This is a genomic window from Thermostichus sp. OS-CIW-20, assembly GCF_054061455.1.
In genome coordinates, this window is the sequence record NZ_JBSSEF010000001.1 from 59,817 (window position 1) to 77,306 (window position 17,490).

The window sequence follows — 17,490 nt, forward strand, 5'->3', positions numbered from 1 at the left end:
TCTTGTTTACCCGTCGTCGAGGGCAATCTTATCACCCGCGATCGACCCCGTCAACTAAACCCGACTAAAATAGTCTGAATTAGATCCGGCTGGGGAGAGCGGGATCCTAGCCGGTTTGGGCAACCTCGGAGCGGCAGACTGGTGGAGGTCTGGCTTTCTCTTGCCGAGATTTGGGGATAGCCCTCTATCCGTCGCTAGACTGGAGAAACAAGCTGTAACAACCTAATTGGGATAGGGGATCCCGGTATTCCGCGGAGGCGATCCTATGCTCAAAGTTGGACGGGACAACGTGGACTTTCTCGACCACTACGACGTGATCGTCGTGGGTGGGGGACACGCTGGCTGTGAAGCGGCCCTGGCGGCAGCGCGGCTGGGCTGTAATACCTTGATGCTGACGTTGAACCTGGACAAGATCGCCTGGCAGCCCTGTAACCCCGCTGTGGGGGGCCCGGCCAAGTCGCAACTGGTGCACGAAATCGACGCCCTTGGCGGCGAGATGGGCAAAGTTACCGACCGCACCTATTTGCAAAAGCGGGTGCTCAACCGCTCGCGGGGGCCGGCGGTATGGGCCTTGCGGGCGCAAACCGACAAACGCGAGTACGCGCGGGTAATGCGCTCGGTGGTGGAAAACCAGCCCAATCTGAGCATCCGCGAGGGCACTGTCACCGACCTGGTGCTGGGGCGCAACGATGAGGTGGTGGGCGTGGTTACCCATTTTGGCAGCGTCTTCGGCTGTGGGGCGGTGATCCTGACCACGGGCACCTTTCTGGGAGGGCGCATCTGGATTGGCCGCCACTGGCAGCCTGCTGGCAGAGCGGGGGAATTTGCCGTCGAAGGCCTGACCGACACCCTGCGCCAACTGGGCTTTGAGACAGGTCGGCTGAAGACGGGCACCCCTGCCCGTGTGGATCGCCGCAGCGTCGATTTTTCCGTGATGGAGCGGCAGCCAGGGGATCCCGACCTGCGCTGGTTTAGCTTTGACCCGGAGGTGTGGGTGCCGCGGGAGCAGATGGACTGCTATCTCACCCGCACCACGCCGGAGACCCACCGCATCATCCGCGAAAACCTCCACGAGACGCCGGTCTACGGCGGCTGGGTGGAGGCCAAGGGGCCCCGCTACTGCCCCAGCATCGAAGACAAGATCGTCCGCTTTGCCGACAAGGAAAGCCATCAAATTTTTATTGAGCCAGAGGGGCGGGATCTGCCGGAGCTCTACATCCAGGGGTTCTCGACGGGGATGCCAGAAAAGATCCAGATCCAGATGCTGCGCTCCCTGCCCGGCCTGGAGCGGTGCGTCATGCTGCGGCCTGCCTACGCCGTGGAATACGACTATCTGCCGGCCACCCAGCTCTACCCCACCCTGATGACCAAGAAGGTGCAGGGGCTGTTCTGTGCCGGCCAAATTAACGGCACCACCGGCTACGAAGAGGCAGCAGCCCAGGGTCTGATCGCCGGGATCAACGCCGCCCGCCTGGTGCAGGGGAAGCCGCTGGTAACCCTGCCGCGGGAGTCCAGCTACATCGGCACCCTCATCGACGACCTTTGTACCAAAGAGCTGCGGGAGCCCTACCGCATGCTCACCAGCCGCTCCGAATACCGCCTTATCCTACGCGCCGACAACGCCGACCAACGCCTCACCCCCCTGGGGCGGGAATGGGGCCTCATCGACGACCGCCGCTGGGCCCTCTTCCAGGCCAAGCAGGCCCGCATTGCCGCCGAGATCGAGCGCCTAGAAACCCAGCGGGTCAAGGCCCACGACCCCGCCGGGATCCACCTCAGCCAACTGACCGGCCAGGGGATCAAAGGATCCGCCACCTTGGCCGAGCTCCTGCGCCGCAACCCGATCCACTACGCCGACCTGCTGGAGCTGGGGTTGGGAAATGAGGAGCTGGATCCCTTTGAGCAGGAGGCAGCAGAAATTGCTGTCAAATACAGCGGCTACATCCAGCGGCAACAGAGCCAAATCGAGCAGGTGAGCAAGCAGTACCACCGCCCCCTGCCCCCCGATCTGGACTACCACTCCATCCCCACCCTCTCCAAAGAGTCGCGGGAGAAACTGGCGGCAGTCCGGCCTCTGACCGTGGGCCAGGCGGCCCGCATTGGCGGCGTCAACCCCGCCGACATCAATGCCCTGCTCATCTACCTAGAGGTGAGACAACGTCAGAAGACGGCTGCTGCAGCTCCCGTCGGGGCCTGACCGCAGCCGCCGCTCCCCTGGCCGTAGAGGGCAGGGATCTCTTCCAGGGTCAGGCGCGAGGCCACCCCCAGCTCCAGGGGCGAGGTCTCTCCCCGCAGCCAGTGGCAAAGGCCAGCTGCCCCAATCATGGCGGCGTTGTCGGTACAGAGGTTTGGGGGCGGGATCACCACCCGAAGGCCCTTTTGCTGACCCGCTTCCAGAAGGCGAGCGCGCAGCTCCCGGTTGGCGGCCACCCCCCCTGTAACCAGCAGCGTCGAGAGGCCCAGCGCCTCGGCACAGGCCACGGCTTTTTCTGTGAGCACGCGGGTGAGGCAGGCCTGAAAGCTGGCGGCAATATCGGCCACAGGCAGCTCCTGGCCTTCCTGCTGCAACTGTTGGACCAGGCGCAGCACCGCTGTCTTCAGGCCGCTGAAGCTGGTGTCGTAGGGGTGATCCAGTTTGCCCTCGGGCAAAGGGAAGCGATCGGGATCCCCTTGTTGCGCCCAGCGGTCGATCTGGGGCCCGCCCGGATAGCCCAGCCCCAACAGCCGCGCCACCTTGTCAAAGGCTTCGCCGGCGGCGTCGTCGCGGGTGCGGCCCATCGTCTGGTACTCCCCGTAGTCCTTCATCCAGATCAGGCTGGTGTGGCCTCCTGAAACCAAAAGGCCCAGGCAGGGGGGACGCAAGTCGGCTGCTGCCAAAAAGCCGCTGAACAGGTGGCCCTCCAGGTGGTGCACCCCGATCAAAGGTTTGTTGTAGAGCAGCGCCAAGGTCTTGGCCGCCATCAGCCCCACCAGTAAGGATCCCACCAGGCCCGGCGCACAGGTGACGGCAACAGCATCCACCTCGGCCATGCCCAGCCCAGCCTGCTGCAGGGCGGACTCCAGCACAAAGGGCAGAGTTTCCACATGGCGGCGGGCAGCCACCTCCGGCACCACGCCCCCGTAGGCTGCATGGAGGTCGATCTGGCTAGCCACCACAGAGCTGAGCTGCCGTGGGGCAAAGGTCGGCCAGGCCGCATCTGCCTCCACCACAGCCACAGCTGTTTCATCACAACTGGTTTCAATGGCGAGGAGGCGGGGCATAGAGGAAAGGCGGGAGTTTCCTTAAGAATTGTGTGAGCTAAAACTCGCAATCCGTTGGAGCGAGGTACTCGGGAGTATGATACTAACCGTTTAGTGCCCGTTGCTGCACTTAGCATTCCTGCACATTTAACAGACCTAGACCCCTAGCTTAAGGACACATCCTGCTATGCGAACCCTTTTGAGTCTCCTTTTAGCCCTTTGCCTGGCGCTTGGCCTCGCCCAGGCTGTGCAGGCAGAGCCCTTGATCGGTCTGAAGCCTTGCAGCGAAGTTCCCGCTTTTCAGGCCCTGATGAACGAACGGCTGAGCAGCCTCGAAGAGAAGATCCTCAATGCCAGCCCTAACCTGGCTCCTCTCTACCAGCAAAAGTTGGCCCAAACCGAGAAGCGCTTTGAGCGCTACAGCAAGCTGCTCTGTGGCGAAGAAGGCTTGCCCCACCTGGTTACCGATGGCCGCTGGAGCCATGCAGGCGAGTTTCTCATCCCTGGCCTGCTTTTCCTCTACATCGCCGGCTGGCTGGGCTGGGCTGGGCGCTCCTATCTGATTGCTGTCCGGAATAGCGACGAGCCGGAGATGAAAGAAAGCATCATCGACGTCCCCTTGGCGCTGCGCTGTTTCCTCACGGCTTTGGCCTGGCCTGCCGCTGCTTTCAAGGAAATTGCCAGCGGCGAAATTCAGGAGCCGGAAGAGGCCGTGCCCATCTCTCCTCGCTGAAGAAGGGGCTTCTCCTCGGCTTTTGGCTTAGCTTCACCCATCCAACTTGAGAGGTATGTATGTCTGATTTCACCAAGTTTCTCACCACGGCTCCAGTGGCCTTTATCTTGTTTTCCAGCTTCGTTTTTGCGCTGTTCATCGAGATCAACCGCTTCTTCCCCGACATTTTGACGTTCTGAACTCGCAAGCCAGGGATCCCCAGCCGCGCCAGCAACACCCACAGGGATCCCTGGTCTTTTAAGCCAGACTTTTTGGAATTTGAGGTTTTTCTAACCCTTTTTGCACTGGAACCAGAGTTGCCGACATGGTTGAACCCACTGCCGATACCGTTTCTCCTAATAGGGGATATATCGCCGTCCCGGAAGGGGATCCGCAGATTGGCGATTTCTGGACGCCGATCAACCACGCGCCTGTTGTCCGTCTGTTGATAGACTGGTTGCCCATCAACCGGCCGGGATTGAGCTCCATTTGGCGGGGTTTGGAAATTGGCATGGCCCACGGCTATTGGTTGGTGGGGCCTTTTGCCAAGCTGGGGCCGCTGCGCAGCGAGCCCATCGGCCTGCTGAGCGGTTTCCTGGGAGCCTGTGGCCTGATCTTAATCATGACGGCAGCTCTCTCTCTCTACGGCACCGTCTCCCCGCAGCGTAACGACGGGCCGGTGCAGGGATCCCAATCTTGGAGCGAACTGGCCGCCGGCTTTTTGGTAGGGGGCATGGGCGGGGCAATCGTCGCCTACCTGCTTCTGCTCAATGGAGATCTGTTGTTTCCCAATTTTGGTTAAGCGGCTTCCCCTCTCCATCCATCCCCTTGTCTTGGACGGCCTTGCGAGTCTCTCCATCCTCTGCTGAGCGGCGGCTTGGCCAGATGGGCTCTGCTTTCCAGCTTTTCGCGTTGATGCCGGCCCGCTTGCCCACAGCTTCCCTGGATTTTGCTCTCCAGCTTCTTGACGGGGTTTCAGCTGGCTTTTCAAGGCTTGCAGCGTCTTTGTGATCCAATAACCTGAGCAGGCGAGGGAAAAGTTCAGGGCAGCAGTGAGACTGGCAGAAGGCAGGAAGCTTGCCCTAGCATAGACTGAGCCAGCCAGTGGAGTCTCGAATTTGCTATGAACCGACGGCAGCGGTTCTAGGCATTTTTCCAAATAGCCAAATAGTTTTTGTAAGCTGTCGTGAGCGATCTCCTGTCCGATCCCACTTCTGCAAGCTTCTCTTTGGCTGAGATCGGTCGCCTGTCGCCTGCAGCCCTGGCCTACCTGGGAGATGCCATTTACGAACTGCACGTGCGACGGCAGCAGTTGTTTCCTCCCACTCGGCCAGAGCTTTACCATCGGCAGGTGGTAAGGCGGGTACGCGGATCTGCTCAGGCCAGATTGTTGTTGGCGCTTTTGCCCTATCTCAGCCCTGAAGAGCGGGAGATCGTCCGCTGGGGCCGCAACGGCTGCGGTCGTCCACCCCGCCACTTGCCCTTGGCCGACTACCAGAATGCCAGTGGCCTGGAAACCATCTTGGGCTACCTTTACCTCACCGATCCCGAGCGGCTACGCCACATTCTCGCTCTCACCGATGTTTTGGCCAAGACGATAGGCGAGGGGGAAGGTTAAGATCGGCTTTTACTCTGCACCGTTCTCTGCCCATGCCCAAGCCTTCCCAATGCAAACCTCCCTTACGGCTGTCTCGCCGGAGCAAGCTGCAGCGGCAAGGGGCGGGGCAACCCTTCAACAAGCCCAAGCAGACCAAACGGCGCGAGGGGGGCTCCCCGCTCCATCTCCAGCCGGCGGCGCAAGAGCCGCCCGTAAAGCCGCTTCGTCGCAAGGCTGAGCAGGAGCGCCCCCAGCCAAATCCCAGCCCTCCCGTTGCCAGTCCAGAAGACGGGGAGCTGCAGGTTAACCGGGATCCCGAAGCCGAACCTGAACAAGAGATCATCTACGGTCGCCAAACCGTGTTGGCTGCGCTGAGAAGCCAGGCCACCCTTAACCGAGTGTGGGTGCTGCCGCGGTTGCGCTACAGCCCCCAATTTTGGTCTTTGTTGGAAGAAGCCAAAGCACGGGGTACCGTCATCGATGAGGTGTCTCTCCAGCGGCTAAACCTTCTCACCGCTGGAGCCAACCACCAGGGGATCGCCGCCCAGGCCACCCCTTACCGCTATGTGGATCTGGAAGAGCTGGTGGAACAGAGCCGCCAGTCCGGCCCCCATCCGGTGCTGGTGGTGCTGGACGGGATCCAGGATCCCCACAACCTGGGGGCTATTGCCCGCAGCGTGGAGGCGTTTGGCATGCAGGGGATGGTGATCCCACAGCGGCGGGCGGCAGGCGTCACTGCGACGGTGATGAAGGTGGCAGCGGGGGCCCTCTCTACTTTGCCGGTGGCGCGGGTGGTGAACTTAAATCGCGCCCTGGAATATCTTAAAGGGCAGGGGTTTTGGGTCTATGGCACCACCAGCCAGGGGGCTGCCCCTATCTACAGCGCCGACTTTCGCCGACCTATTGCCTTGGTGGTGGGATCCGAAGGGGAAGGCATCAGCTTGCTCACCCAGCGCCACTGCGACCAACTGCTGTCGATCCCCTTGGCGGGCCGCACGGAAAGTTTGAATGCTTCGGTGGCGGCGGGCATCGCCCTCTACGAGATCCACCGGCAGCGCTCCCCCCACCGAGGTCGAAACATTTCTCAACAAATCCTCAACGAAGGCAGTAGAATCTAGGTGATTGCAAAAGATCCTGAGTCATCCTTTGCGCTTAATAGGGGGGATGGATCCCGTGGGCAACCCTTTGGTCTGGCTGTTGGATAGGCTGCGGGGCCTAGCAGTCTGGGTTGAGATCACCACCGACGACTGCACCTATTACTACGGCCCCTTCGCCAGCGAGAAAGAAGCAGAGGCGCATAAAGGTCGCTACATCGCCGACCTGAAGGCGGAGGGGGCTGAGAAGATCGAGGTTCAGATAAAGAAAATGCGCCAGCCGCAGTCGCTGACGGTGGTCCGCACTCCTTCGCGGGTTCGTTCCTGATGACGGCTATGGTTTACCAGGTAACCGTTCATCACCGGGGCCAAACCTACCGGTTTACCGCGGCGGCAGATCAGACAGTTTTACAGGCGGCTCTCGAACACGGCCTAGAGCTGCCCTCTTCCTGCCAAGCAGGTGTCTGTACCACCTGTGCAGGGCGACTGAAGTCGGGATCCGTGGCCCAGCCTGACGCCATGGGGATCGGGCCGGAACTCAAGGCTCAGGGCTTTGTGCTGCTGTGTGTAGCCTATCCTACTTCCGATCTAGAGGTGGAGACGGACCAAGAGGAGGAGGTCTATCGTCTCCAGTTTGGCTCCTAGCCCTGCTTGGATATCCACCCCCGTTGAGGGCAATTCTGTGCGGGTTACTCAAAGGAGTTCTAACGGCCTGTGAAGCTGCACTTTCTCCGCCTTTCCCTGCCCCTAAGCCTGCCGGTTTCTGCTGCTCGACTGGAGGGATCCCTTACCGAGCAGGTGGCCCAGGAGCTAGGACAGCCAGCTCAGCTTCTGCGCTGGAGCCTGACGGCGGTGGAGGGGGATAGGGCTTGGGTGGAGGTAGTAGCTACTACCGACGATGGCCATTCCGATTGAAGACAGCCCACCCCTCTCCTTAGGAAGAGGGGAGTTGGGGATAGCGCCCGCGCCGCCGGCGCGTTCGCAACTGCGTTGCCTATCGGGTCTGAAAGAGTTTTCCCAAGACCTCAGAGGCTAGCGGGAATCATTTCGTTGCTACGCTGAAGGACAGAAATGGCTAGCGGTACCCTCGGCAGTTTTTGTCCTTTGGCCAATGTCTGTCCCCACATCTGAACCAATGTCGGCTCCAATGTTGGCCGAGCAGCATCCCCCTGTTGCCCTCACCATTGCCGGATCCGATAGCGGCGGCGGAGCGGGCATTCAAGCGGATCTGCGCACCTTTGCCTTCCAGCGCGTCCATGGCACTTCCGCCCTCACCTGCGTAACTGCCCAAAACACCCTCGGGGTCAACCGCGTGGATGCGCTGCCGCCGGAGGCGGTGGCCGCCCAGATTGAGGCGGTGGTGCAGGATATCGGGGTGCAAGGGATCAAAACCGGCATGTTGCTCAATGTCGAGATCGTGCGGGAGGTGGCCCGCCAAGTGGAGCGGTGGGCCCTGCAGCCGCTGGTGGTGGATCCGGTGATGGTCTCCCGCACCGGGGCCAAGCTGCTGGCAGAAGACGCCATCCAGGCCATCCGCGAGCGGCTGATCCCGCTGGCCCAGGTCGTTACCCCCAACCGCTACGAGGCCCAGATTTTGGCAGGGATGGAGCTGCAGTCATTGGCGGATATGGAGGAGGCGGGCCGCCGCATCTACGCCCTGGGCTGTAAGGCGGTTTTGGTCAAGGGGGGAGGTATGCCAGGGGAACTGCAGGGGGTGGATGTGTGGTTTGACGGCGAGCGGCTGGAGATCCTCAAAAGCGAGCGCATCCCCACCCGCCACACCCACGGCACCGGCTGTACCCTCTCGGCAGCCATTGCGGCGCAACTGGCTTGGGGCAAGGATCCCTTGGCGGCGACGCTAGCAGCCAAGGCCTATGTTACCGAAGCCCTGCGGCATCCTCTGGCCATCGGCGCAGGACAAGGGCCGGTGGGGCACTTCTACCCGCTTCTCCAGTCTTAGCCCCCTTCTTCGCAGCCGGCAGCCGCTCAGGCTGCCGGGGGAGGTTGAACGGCCCCGCTGGCTAGAGCAGTTCCCGCACGTCCACCACTTTGCCGCTCACGGCCGCCGCCGCCACCATGGCCGGGCTCATGAGCAGGGTGCGCCCACTGGGGGATCCCTGGCGACCCTTAAAGTTGCGGTTGGAAGAAGAGGCGCTAATCTGCCGGCCTACGAGGCGGTCTGGGTTCATGGCCAAACACATGGAGCAGCCGGGATCCCGCCACTCAAACCCTGCCGCCTCAAAGATCTCGCGCAGGCCCTCGCGTTCCGCCTCCTGCTTGACCCGCTCCGAGCCGGGCACGACAAACGCCTTCACTCCAGGCGCTACTCGCCGTCCTTTGGCAATCTTGGCCGCCTCCCGCAAATCGCTCAAGCGGCCGTTGGTGCAACTGCCAATGAAGCAGACATCCACTGGCGTGCCCACGATGGGATCCCCCGGCCGCAAGCCCATGTAGGCATAGGCTTCCTTGGCCAGCTCCCGCTCGCTTTCCGGCAGCTCTTCCGGTGCCGGGATCCGCTCGTCCACCCCAATGCTCTGACCAGGGGTGATTCCCCAGGTTACGGTGGGGGCGATCTCTGCGGCCTGAAACACCACCACGTCGTCGTAGACGGCGTCGGGGCCGCTGGCCAGGCTTTGCCACCAGGCCACTGCCTCCTCCCAGTCGGATCCCTGAGGAGCAAACTCCCGTCCCTTTAGATACTCAAAGGTTACCGCGTCGGGATTGACGTAGCCGCAGCGGGCTCCCCCCTCGATGGACATGTTGCAGAGGGTCATGCGCTCCTCCATGCTCATGGCCTCGATGGTGCTGCCGCCGTATTCGTAGGCGTAGCCCACCCCGCCTTTGACCCCCAGCTTGCGGATGATGTGGAGGATCACATCCTTGGCGTAAACCCCCGGCCCCAACCTGCCGTGCACCTCGATGCGGCGCACTTTGAGCTTGGACAAGGCCAGAGTTTGGGTGGCCAGCACGTCCCGCACCTGGCTGGTGCCGATGCCGAAGGCAATGGCCCCAAAGGCCCCATGGGTAGACGTGTGGCTATCGCCGCAGGCAATGGTCATCCCCGGCTGCGTCAGCCCCTGCTCCGGCGCAATCACATGCACGATCCCCTGCTGGCCGGAGCCGCTGTTGTAGAAGCGGATGCCATATTGGCGACAGTTGCGCTCCAGCTCCTGGATCATCTCCTCTGCCAAGGGATCCGCAAAAGGTCGCGCCCGGTTGTCGGTGGGGATAATGTGATCTACCGTAGCCACCGTCCGCTCCGGAAAGAGAACCGGCAGATGGCGCTCCCGCAGCATGGCAAAAGCCTGGGGGCTGGTGACCTCGTGGATGAGGTGCAGGCCGATGAACAACTGCGTCTGCCCCGAGGGCAAAACCCGCACCGTATGGGCGTCCCAGACTTTGTCGAACAACGTCCTCTCGCTCATCTTCCTCTCCGGCCTGCGGCCAAGCCAGTTTTGAGCTGCTTTCCGTAGAGCTTCAATGTCCTACTTGTTACCAAAGCTTGTCAAGTCAGAGGTCGGGGCGGGCAAAGCACCTTTCCCAAGGCCGGGCTAGCCCAGTTGAGCTGACCGGCCCTAGGGGAGACGGAGGGCCTGGGGATCCGGCTCCAGCAGAATACCGGTGGGAGCAAACTGGGTTACCCAGAAATCCACCTCTGGAAAGTGGTGGCACAGACTGTCACGGGCTTGGGCGGCCCTCTCCAGGCTGGCCATGATCCCAAACACCGTCGGCCCTGAGCCCGACATCAGGGATCCCAGCGCTCCTGCCTCGAGCAAGGCCTGGCGCAATTTTCCCACGATAGCGTGCTCGGCCAAAACTGGTTGCTCCAGATCGTTGCGCAAACTGCGGGCCAAGCCCAGCAGATCCCGACGCTCCAGAGCAGCCAGCACCTGAGGCAAGGTGGGCCGGGAGGGCGCGCCAGAAGGCGAGGCAGCGGCGTGGCGAGCCCGAAAGGCCTGATAGGCCCAGGCGGTGGAAACCCCTAGATGCCGGGGCTTGGCCAACAGCAGCGGGATCCCTTCCCAGTCGGCCAGCGGCTGTAAAACTTCTCCCCGTCCCGTAGCCAACTGCGTCCCCCCCTGCACACAAAAGGGAATATCGGATCCCAAACGGGCCGCCAAGCTCTGCAGTTCTCCTACCGTCAGGCCCAGGCCCCAAAGCTGGTTCAGACCCACCAAAACTGCCGCCGCATCCGCTGAGCCGCCCGCCAAGCCCGCTGCTACTGGGATCTGTTTTTCCAGCTGGATCTCCACTCCCAGCTCAGCCCGACATTCCCTTTGCAGCAGCTCAGCCGCGCGGTAGGCCAGGTTGCGGGCATCTGCCGGCACTTCCGGGTGATCGCAAATCAAGAGGATCCCGTGGGGACGGCGCTGGAGATGCACGCGATCCGCCAAAGTGATGCTCTGTAGGATCATGGCCACCTCGGAATAGCCATCGGGGCGGGAGCCGAGGATTTCTAGGTAGAGATTGATCTTGGCGCGGGCAATCAGGGTACAGGCTTGCATGGGGAAAGGAGCGAGGTTGACAGCAACTCCCCTCAGCCTGTCCAAACCAAGGGGAAACCAGACCTTGCTGGGGAGGCCTTCCAGCCTGATTCTAAGGCAAGGGATCCCTGGGCGGAGGAAACAGCATGGGATTGGCTATGGCCATCGGGCCGGCCACCGTTTGCTGCAAAAGCGCCCGCAAAGCGGGATCCGCTGCCCAGCCCAAGGGCGAAGCTGGAGGCGAGCCCAGGGCACCCCGGAACGGAAGCTAGGTTTACTTCACCAAAACCCGAGACCGCTGCCGTCCTGGTTGCAGAAGGGATCCCAGAGCCGATCCAGAACTGATAGAGCATGACTCTAGTCAATGATATGCTGGACTATACTGAAAATAATGTACAATATGTTCAGTATGGCTGCTTGGTATGGCTAGGTATGTAAAACCGAGAGAAGCGGCGGATTATTTTGGGGTGTGTCTCCACACCTTGAGGCGATGGGAACAGAAAGGCTGGATCAAAGCAATACGTACTCCATCTGGTAGGGCAAGAAGGTATGACCTCGACAGCTACATCAGAACGCCAAAGAAAGCCAAACGAGTCGTTTTGTACGCCCGAGTCAGCAGTCGAGGGCAGAAACCAGACTTGGAGAGACAGATTGCAAGACTGGTTGACCTCTATCCTGGAGCCGAAGTGGTCGGAGAGGTTGGCGGCGGTCTCAACTTCAAAAGACCAAAGTTCCTTGCCTTATTGGAACGAGTTCGTGCGGGAGATGTCGGAACAATTGTGGTCGCTCACAGGGATCGACTCTGCCGGTTTGGATTTGAGTTCGTTGAGTGGTACTGCCGTCAATACGGGTGCGAAATCTTGGTTCTCGATGACGATCACCTTTCTCCCCAACAGGAACTGGTTGAGGATATCCTCACCATCCTGCACTGCTTCAGCAGTCGGCTCTACGGACTCAGAAAATACCGGGCTGCAATCGAGAAAGATACGGATTTATCCGGAGCCAGCGCTGGCTAAAGTCTGGAATCGGTGGCAAGCGGCGTGCCGGTACTGCTACAACCAAGCGATTGCCTATCAGCGTCAGCATGGTGCCCCAAAAACGGCCAGAAAGCTGCGGGACATCATCCTGCGCTCCGACCTGCCCGGGTGGGTGAAGGACGCCCCCTGCCACATCAAGCAGAACGCGGTCGTCGAGGCGTGGTTGGCGTTTCGCCGAAGCAAAGACGCGAGGTTTCGCAGTGTGCGGGACAGGTCGCATACGCTGCAATTCAACGCCGGCAACTTTCGCAATGGGACGTGGTATCCGAAACTCACCCGAGGTTTGGCGTTCCGTGCATCCGAGGAGATGCCCAGAGAATGGGCACGTGGAACTGAGCTAATGCGGGTGAAAGACAGATGGTATGCCATCTTTCCTGAGCCCGTGAACGAGCAGTGTTCGTTAGCAAAGGGGGTTGTTGCGCTTGACCCTGGAGTAAGAAGCTTCCTTACAGGGTTTGATGGGGCGGGCTTTGTAGATATCGCCAAGGGAGACTTTGGCAGGATCGTTCGGCTGTGCTACCACCTAGACGATCTGCAATCTAGGCTGAGTAAAGCACCGAGACCCAAGCGTAGGCGAATGCGGCAAGCGGCGTTTCGTCTGCGGGAGAGAATCAGGAACTTGGTGGACGAGTGCCATCGCAAGGTAGCGGCGTTCCTAACGGATAACTACCGATTGATATTCCTCCCCACTTTCGAGTCAGCCAAGATGGTTGCCAAGGCAGGGAGGAAGTTTGGTAGCAAGACAGCAAGGGCGATGCTCACCTGGGCGCACTATCGGTTCAAGCAGTTCCTGAAGTTTCAAGCCAAGAAGAAAAACGTGGTTGTCGTGGAAGTATCGGAAGCGTACACCAGCAAAACCTGTACCAAGTGCGGGCACATCCACACCAAGTTGGGTGGCGCAAAGGTGTTTAGATGCCCAAAGTGCAACCATAGGCTACCACGAGATTGGCAAGGCGCTCTGGGTGTTATGCTCAGGGCTTTGCGGGATACCGCCTTTCTGTTTGGACTCCGTCCGAGTAGCGCGGTCGCGTCAGCATCGCGTAGTGACAACGGAAACGGACAGAATGCTATCGCTTCACCGCTGAGCAGTAATGCTCAGCAGTGTTCAGCGTAAATGTATCAGGTTCCGCTGCCAGCTCAACTCCCTGATGAGGAGCCCCCAAGACAAGAAGGGCGGCCAACAGGCCTCGGAATCGGAAAGAAACCTTACAAGATCCCTCCCCTGGCTTGAACCCACCGGAAAACTTCTCTATACTGCAGGGAACTTTATCCTGTACCTCCCCTTCTTCATCTTCGCTTTAACCTATGCGTGCTCCCTCCTCAGGCGACTCGGATCCCACCTTTCCCGAAGCTCAAGCCGGCCAGTCGGCCAAGGACTCCGTCCCGCTTACGCGAACGGAATCGGATCCCAATCCAGAGCGGCATTCGGCCCTGAGGCAGCGGCAGCAGTTGGAGGCTCGGCTACTCGAAGCCGAAGCGGAGCTGCAGGAGCGGCGTGCCCTTCAGGAAAAGCTACAAGCTGAAGTAGAGGCGCTGCACAGTCAACTGGCCGAGAGGGAACTGCAGTCTCGCAAGCAGCAACAGCAGATAGAGCTCTTGCAATTGAAAGCCCAAACGCCTGCAGACGCTGCTTGGGAAGCCGAATGCCGAGCCCTGCGCCAGAAGGTGGCCGAGCAAGAAAAGGCGCTGCAGGAGCGGGAACATGCCCTGCGCCAGTTGCAACAGACTTTGGCAGAGCAAAAAGTTCAGCTCTCGGAGCAGGAAGCTCAGCTGGCGGCGCGGCAACGCCTCAACGAGCGGCAGCGCCAAGATATCGAAGCCCTACAGGAGCAGATCGAGCAGCTACGGCTGGCCCATGCTCAGGAGCGCCGTCAGTGGGAACACCGTCAGCAGGAGCTACAGGCTTCTCTGGTGGAAGCTCAAGACCTGGCGGAAAAACGGGTGGAGATGTTGCAGCGTTTCAAGGCAGAGCTTTCGTTGGCCCGCACCCAAATTGCAGAAACTCAGGCGGAGCTGAACAGCCTGCGGGCTCTGTACAACGACCAACGGGCAGCCTGGCAAGAACAGCGGGAACATCTCGAGGCGCGTCTGGCGGGCTATGCCGAGACAGAGGCGGAAGCGGAGCAGCGCTGGCAGGAACAACGGCAGGAATTGGAAGCGGCGCTGGCCGATGCCCAGGCGCAACTGGCCGCTTTGCAAGCTCAGCAAGAGCAATGGCGTCAGGACTCCCGGGAGCAGCAACAGCAGTGGCAAGCCCAGGTCGAAGCGCTGCAAGCTGCCCTCGCCCAAGCGCAGGCGGAAATTGCCCATTGGCAGCAGGAGCACCGCCGTCTGGAGGAACGGTACGCCCAGGCCCAGCAGCGCCTCGGCGATCTGGAGCAGCGGCTCCAAGCAGCTCTGGCCCAGCTTGCCGACCAACCCACCTGGCAATCGCAATTGCGCTCTGCCCAGATCGCCGTCACCCATCTGCAGGAGCAAACAGAGGCCTTGGAGGGGCAGGTGAGGGCCCTGCAGGCGGAACGCGCCGCCCTCGCCGAAGAAAACCGCTCCCTGAGAGAGAAGTACGAGCAGCAGCAGATGCACCTGCTCAGCCTGAAGACGGCTTTGGAGCGCAAGGGAATAGACATCCCGCCTCGCGCTGGTGCAGCGGCTCCCAATGCTGCCGACACGCCAACACGGTCTGAGTCTCTCGCTTCGCTCCAGGCCGCCAAGCCCAAGTCTGCCCTATGGACTCCGTCCCGCTTACGCGAACAGTCCCGGCCTTTGCTGGCTCGCCCTGATAAGCGGGCAGTGGATCTGCCGCGGTTCTTGCCCCGACCGTGAGGGATCCGGTGGCGCAGCCTGCTCCTCCCCGCTGGCTGGAGGTGTGGGTGGATCATCCCCACTTGGGGGGCTGCTTCACCTACCGCGTGCCAGAGGGATGGGAGCCAGAAGCGGGCGATCTCCTCAGCGTTCCCTTTGGCCAACAGGTGGCGGGGGCGGTGGCTCTGGGCTGGCGCTCGGAGTTGCCGACAGGAGTAGATCCCCAGTCGGTGCGAGAGATTGAAGCGGTGGTGGCCAAAGGGATCCTGCCCAAGGATTTCTGGCCTCTGCTGCAGCGGGTAGCCAACTACTACCTCACCCCCCTAGCCCAGGTGGTGCGCACCGTTTTGCCGCCGGGCTTGCTGAGCCGCTCCCAGCGGCGGATCCGCCTGGTTGGATCCCCGCCAGGGGAATGTTCGCCGGCTGCCCAGGCTTTGCTGCGGCTGCTGCGGGAGAAGGGAGGGGAGCTGTCTTGGCGTTACCTCCAGCAGCAGGTGCCTGGCGCCGAGGTCGCTCTGCGGGAGCTGCAGCGGCGGGGTTGGGTGGAAAGCTTCTGGCAGGAGCAGCAGGGGGGCAGGGTGAAAACCCAACAGGCGGCCACCTTGGTGGAGGACTCGCTGGAGGGGCTGAGCTTGCCCCAGCAGAAAGCGCTGCAGATCCTCAAGCAAAAGGGGGGGGAGCTGCTGCTGGTCGAGTGGGAGCGCCTGGCGGGGGTGAGCCGGTCAGTGCTGCAGAGCCTAGCCCGCAAAGGCCGGGTGCACCTCTACGAGCGACCCTTGCTGCGGCTGGGAGAGGCCGAGCGGCCTGTGGAGAAAGATTTGCCCAAGCCTCTGACGCCAGCCCAGGCCGAGGCAGTGGCGGCCATCCAGCAAGCCCTGGGGCGAAACCAACGCTTTCTGCTGCATGGGGTCACCGGCTCCGGCAAGACAGAGGTGTACCTGCAAGTCATTGCCCAGGTGCTGCAGCAGGGGCGGTCAGCCTTGGTGCTGGTGCCGGAGATCGGCCTTACCCCGCAACTGACGGATCGCTTTCGGGCGCGGCTGGGATCCCGCGTGTGGACCTACCACAGCGGCCTCTCAGCCGGCGAGCGCTACGACCTCTGGCGGCAGATGTTGGTTGCTGTCCCCCAGGTGGTGATCGGCACCCGCTCGGCGGTGTTTGCCCCCTTGGCCAACCTGGGCCTCATCGTTCTGGACGAGGAGCACGACGACAGCTTCAAGCAGGATCAGCCCCAGCCCTGCTACCACGCCCGTCAGGTGGCGGAGTGGCGGGCTGAGCTAGCCAACTGTCCCCTAGTTCTGGGCAGCGCCACACCGGCAGTGGAAACCTATGCGGTCCACCTGCAGGATCCGCAGCGCTGGGTTCGTCTCCCTTTGCCGCAGCGCATCCCCCAGGCGGGGATCCCGGCCACCCTGCCCCGGCTGGAGCTGGTGGACATGCGCCAGGAGCTGCAGGCGGGCAACCGCAGCATTCTCAGCCGCCGCCTGCATCAAGCTTTGCACGAGACTTTGAAGAGGGGGGAACAGGCCATCCTCTTTGTCCCCCGGCGGGGGCACAGTACCTTTGTCTTGTGCCGCAGTTGCGGCTTTGTCCTCACCTGCGCCCACTGCGACGTCTCCCTTACCTTTCACCTGGAGGGCGGGCAGGAGCTGCGCTGCCACTACTGCGGCGCCCGCCAACCCCACCCCCAGCACTGTCCTGCCTGCGGCTCGCCCTACCTCAAGCACTTCGGCACCGGCACCCAGAAGGTGGTGGAGGTGCTGCAGCAGCACTGGCCGCAGGTGGCGATTTTGCGCTACGACAGCGACGCCACCCGCCGTAAGGGATCCCACCGGGATTTGCTGGAGCAGTTTCGCAGCGGCAAGGCCCAGGTGCTGGTGGGCACCCAGATGCTCACCAAAGGGCTGGACATCCCCCAGGTGACGCTGGTGGGGGTGGTAGCCGCCGACGGGCTGCTGCACCAGCCTGACTACCGCGCTGGCGAGCGCACCTTTCAACTGCTGACCCAGGTGGCGGGCCGGGCAGGCCGCGGATCCTTGCCAGGCCAGGCCATTATCCAGACCTATTTGCCAGAGCACCCCATCTTGCAAGCGGTGCTGGCCCACAACTACGAGGGCTTTGTCCAGGCCGAGCTGCGCCAACGCCAAGAGGGGGGCTACCCTCCCTACCGGGCGTTGATTTTAATTCGCCTGAGCAGCAGCCGCCTGGAGGCGTTAGAGCGCTACTGCAGCCGCCTAGCTGAGGGCCTGCAAGGGATCCCGGCGGAGGTGTTGGGGCCAGGACCGGCCCGAGTGGAGCGGGTTGCCGGCCGCTACCGCTGGCAGATCCTCCTCAAACAGCTTCCCGATCAGCCCTGGGATCGCGCCCAGATCGATACCCACCTGCGCCGCGCCCTTGGACATATTCCCCAGGGGATTCGCGTCAGCCTCGATGTGGATCCGCTGCGGATCCTCTAGGGGCGGCAGTTTTGCCGCAGCTTGGCGTTGGATGGCCCCAACCTGTTTTATAGTCGTTTAAGCTTCGT

General features: G+C 61.7%; 17 protein-coding genes. 14 read left to right on the plus strand and 3 right to left on the minus strand.

All coding sequences use genetic code 11. From position 1 onward, the window contains the following. Positions 1-265: 265 nt before the first annotated feature. The gene (mnmG, locus tag ACVWXC_RS00250; protein WP_414401911.1) at positions 266-2,197 is read left to right on the plus strand and encodes a tRNA uridine-5-carboxymethylaminomethyl(34) synthesis enzyme MnmG; all 1,932 of its coding nucleotides are present in this window, start codon (positions 266-268) and stop codon (positions 2,195-2,197) included. Here mnmG and tsaD read toward each other — a convergent pair. Further along, the gene (gene tsaD, locus ACVWXC_RS00255) at positions 2,161-3,261 is read right to left on the minus strand and encodes a tRNA (adenosine(37)-N6)-threonylcarbamoyltransferase complex transferase subunit TsaD (RefSeq protein WP_457391575.1); all 1,101 of its coding nucleotides are present in this window, start codon (positions 3,259-3,261) and stop codon (positions 2,161-2,163) included. The two genes, mnmG and tsaD, sit on opposite strands and share 37 nt — an antisense overlap. Positions 3,262-3,427: 166 nt before the next feature. On the opposite strand from tsaD, the gene ACVWXC_RS00260 reads away from it, so the two are divergent. The 9 genes from ACVWXC_RS00260 (at position 3,428) to thiD (ending at position 8,603) form a co-directional block, all read left to right on the plus strand. Next, positions 3,428-3,973 carry a photosystem I reaction center subunit III gene (locus tag ACVWXC_RS00260; RefSeq protein WP_011429205.1) on the plus strand — a complete coding sequence of 182 codons (546 nt, stop codon included), beginning with the start codon at positions 3,428-3,430 and terminating at the stop codon, positions 3,971-3,973. 59 nt (positions 3,974-4,032) lie between these two features. Then, positions 4,033-4,152: a photosystem I reaction center subunit IX gene (locus ACVWXC_RS00265; RefSeq protein ID WP_011429204.1), complete on the plus strand. Its 120-nt coding sequence runs from the start codon at positions 4,033-4,035 to the stop codon at positions 4,150-4,152. Between the two features lie 125 nt (positions 4,153-4,277). After that, positions 4,278-4,754, plus strand: coding sequence for a photosystem I reaction center protein subunit XI (locus ACVWXC_RS00270; protein WP_011429203.1), 477 nt, complete (start codon positions 4,278-4,280; stop codon positions 4,752-4,754). Between the two features lie 384 nt (positions 4,755-5,138). Continuing rightward, the gene (locus tag ACVWXC_RS00275) at positions 5,139-5,570 is read left to right on the plus strand and encodes a ribonuclease III domain-containing protein (RefSeq protein WP_011429202.1); all 432 of its coding nucleotides are present in this window, start codon (positions 5,139-5,141) and stop codon (positions 5,568-5,570) included. A gap of 32 nt (positions 5,571-5,602) precedes the next feature. Then, positions 5,603-6,667 carry a 23S rRNA (guanosine(2251)-2'-O)-methyltransferase RlmB gene (gene rlmB / locus ACVWXC_RS00280; RefSeq protein WP_011429201.1) on the plus strand — a complete coding sequence of 355 codons (1,065 nt, stop codon included), beginning with the start codon at positions 5,603-5,605 and terminating at the stop codon, positions 6,665-6,667. Positions 6,668-6,713: 46 nt separating this feature from the next. Then, on the plus strand, positions 6,714-6,971 hold the full coding sequence (locus ACVWXC_RS00285; protein WP_011429200.1) for a DUF1816 domain-containing protein: 258 nt from the start codon (positions 6,714-6,716) through the stop codon (positions 6,969-6,971). Beyond that, positions 6,971-7,288, plus strand: a complete 318-nt coding sequence (locus tag ACVWXC_RS00290) for a 2Fe-2S iron-sulfur cluster-binding protein (RefSeq protein WP_168173317.1) — start codon at positions 6,971-6,973, stop codon at positions 7,286-7,288. Before ACVWXC_RS00285 ends, ACVWXC_RS00290 begins: the two co-directional genes overlap by 1 nt. Before the next feature lie 69 nt (positions 7,289-7,357). Beyond that, a complete protein-coding gene (locus ACVWXC_RS00295; protein ID WP_011429198.1) occupies positions 7,358-7,558 on the plus strand; it encodes a hypothetical protein in 201 nt (66 codons plus the stop codon). A 220-nt stretch (positions 7,559-7,778) separates the two neighbouring features. Continuing rightward, complete coding sequence (thiD, locus tag ACVWXC_RS00300; protein ID WP_228375400.1) at positions 7,779-8,603, plus strand: bifunctional hydroxymethylpyrimidine kinase/phosphomethylpyrimidine kinase; 825 nt, start codon at positions 7,779-7,781, stop codon at positions 8,601-8,603. 61 nt (positions 8,604-8,664) lie between these two features. On the opposite strand, the gene leuC is transcribed toward thiD, so the two are convergent. Together leuC and ispE are read right to left on the minus strand one after the other, a co-directional pair. Beyond that, complete coding sequence (gene leuC / locus ACVWXC_RS00305) at positions 8,665-10,068, minus strand: 3-isopropylmalate dehydratase large subunit (RefSeq protein WP_099812543.1); 1,404 nt, start codon at positions 10,066-10,068, stop codon at positions 8,665-8,667. A 150-nt stretch (positions 10,069-10,218) separates the two neighbouring features. Beyond that, a complete protein-coding gene (ispE, locus tag ACVWXC_RS00310; RefSeq protein ID WP_099812544.1) occupies positions 10,219-11,148 on the minus strand; it encodes a 4-(cytidine 5'-diphospho)-2-C-methyl-D-erythritol kinase in 930 nt (309 codons plus the stop codon). Between the two features lie 401 nt (positions 11,149-11,549). On the opposite strand from ispE, the gene ACVWXC_RS00315 reads away from it, so the two are divergent. From ACVWXC_RS00315 to priA, 4 genes are all read left to right on the plus strand, one after another. Then, entirely contained in the window at positions 11,550-12,143 is a 594-nt protein-coding gene (locus tag ACVWXC_RS00315) for an IS607 family transposase (protein ID WP_457410452.1), read from the plus strand. Further along, a complete protein-coding gene (locus tag ACVWXC_RS00320; protein WP_457410455.1) occupies positions 12,031-13,278 on the plus strand; it encodes an RNA-guided endonuclease InsQ/TnpB family protein in 1,248 nt (415 codons plus the stop codon). The genes ACVWXC_RS00315 and ACVWXC_RS00320 overlap by 113 nt, the downstream gene beginning before the upstream one ends. A gap of 191 nt (positions 13,279-13,469) precedes the next feature. Next, complete coding sequence (locus tag ACVWXC_RS00325) at positions 13,470-14,987, plus strand: coiled-coil domain-containing protein (protein ID WP_011430310.1); 1,518 nt, start codon at positions 13,470-13,472, stop codon at positions 14,985-14,987. Positions 14,988-14,995: 8 nt separating this feature from the next. Next, positions 14,996-17,422, plus strand: coding sequence for a primosomal protein N' (gene priA, locus ACVWXC_RS00330; protein WP_228375198.1), 2,427 nt, complete (start codon positions 14,996-14,998; stop codon positions 17,420-17,422). Positions 17,423-17,490: the final 68 nt, after the last annotated feature.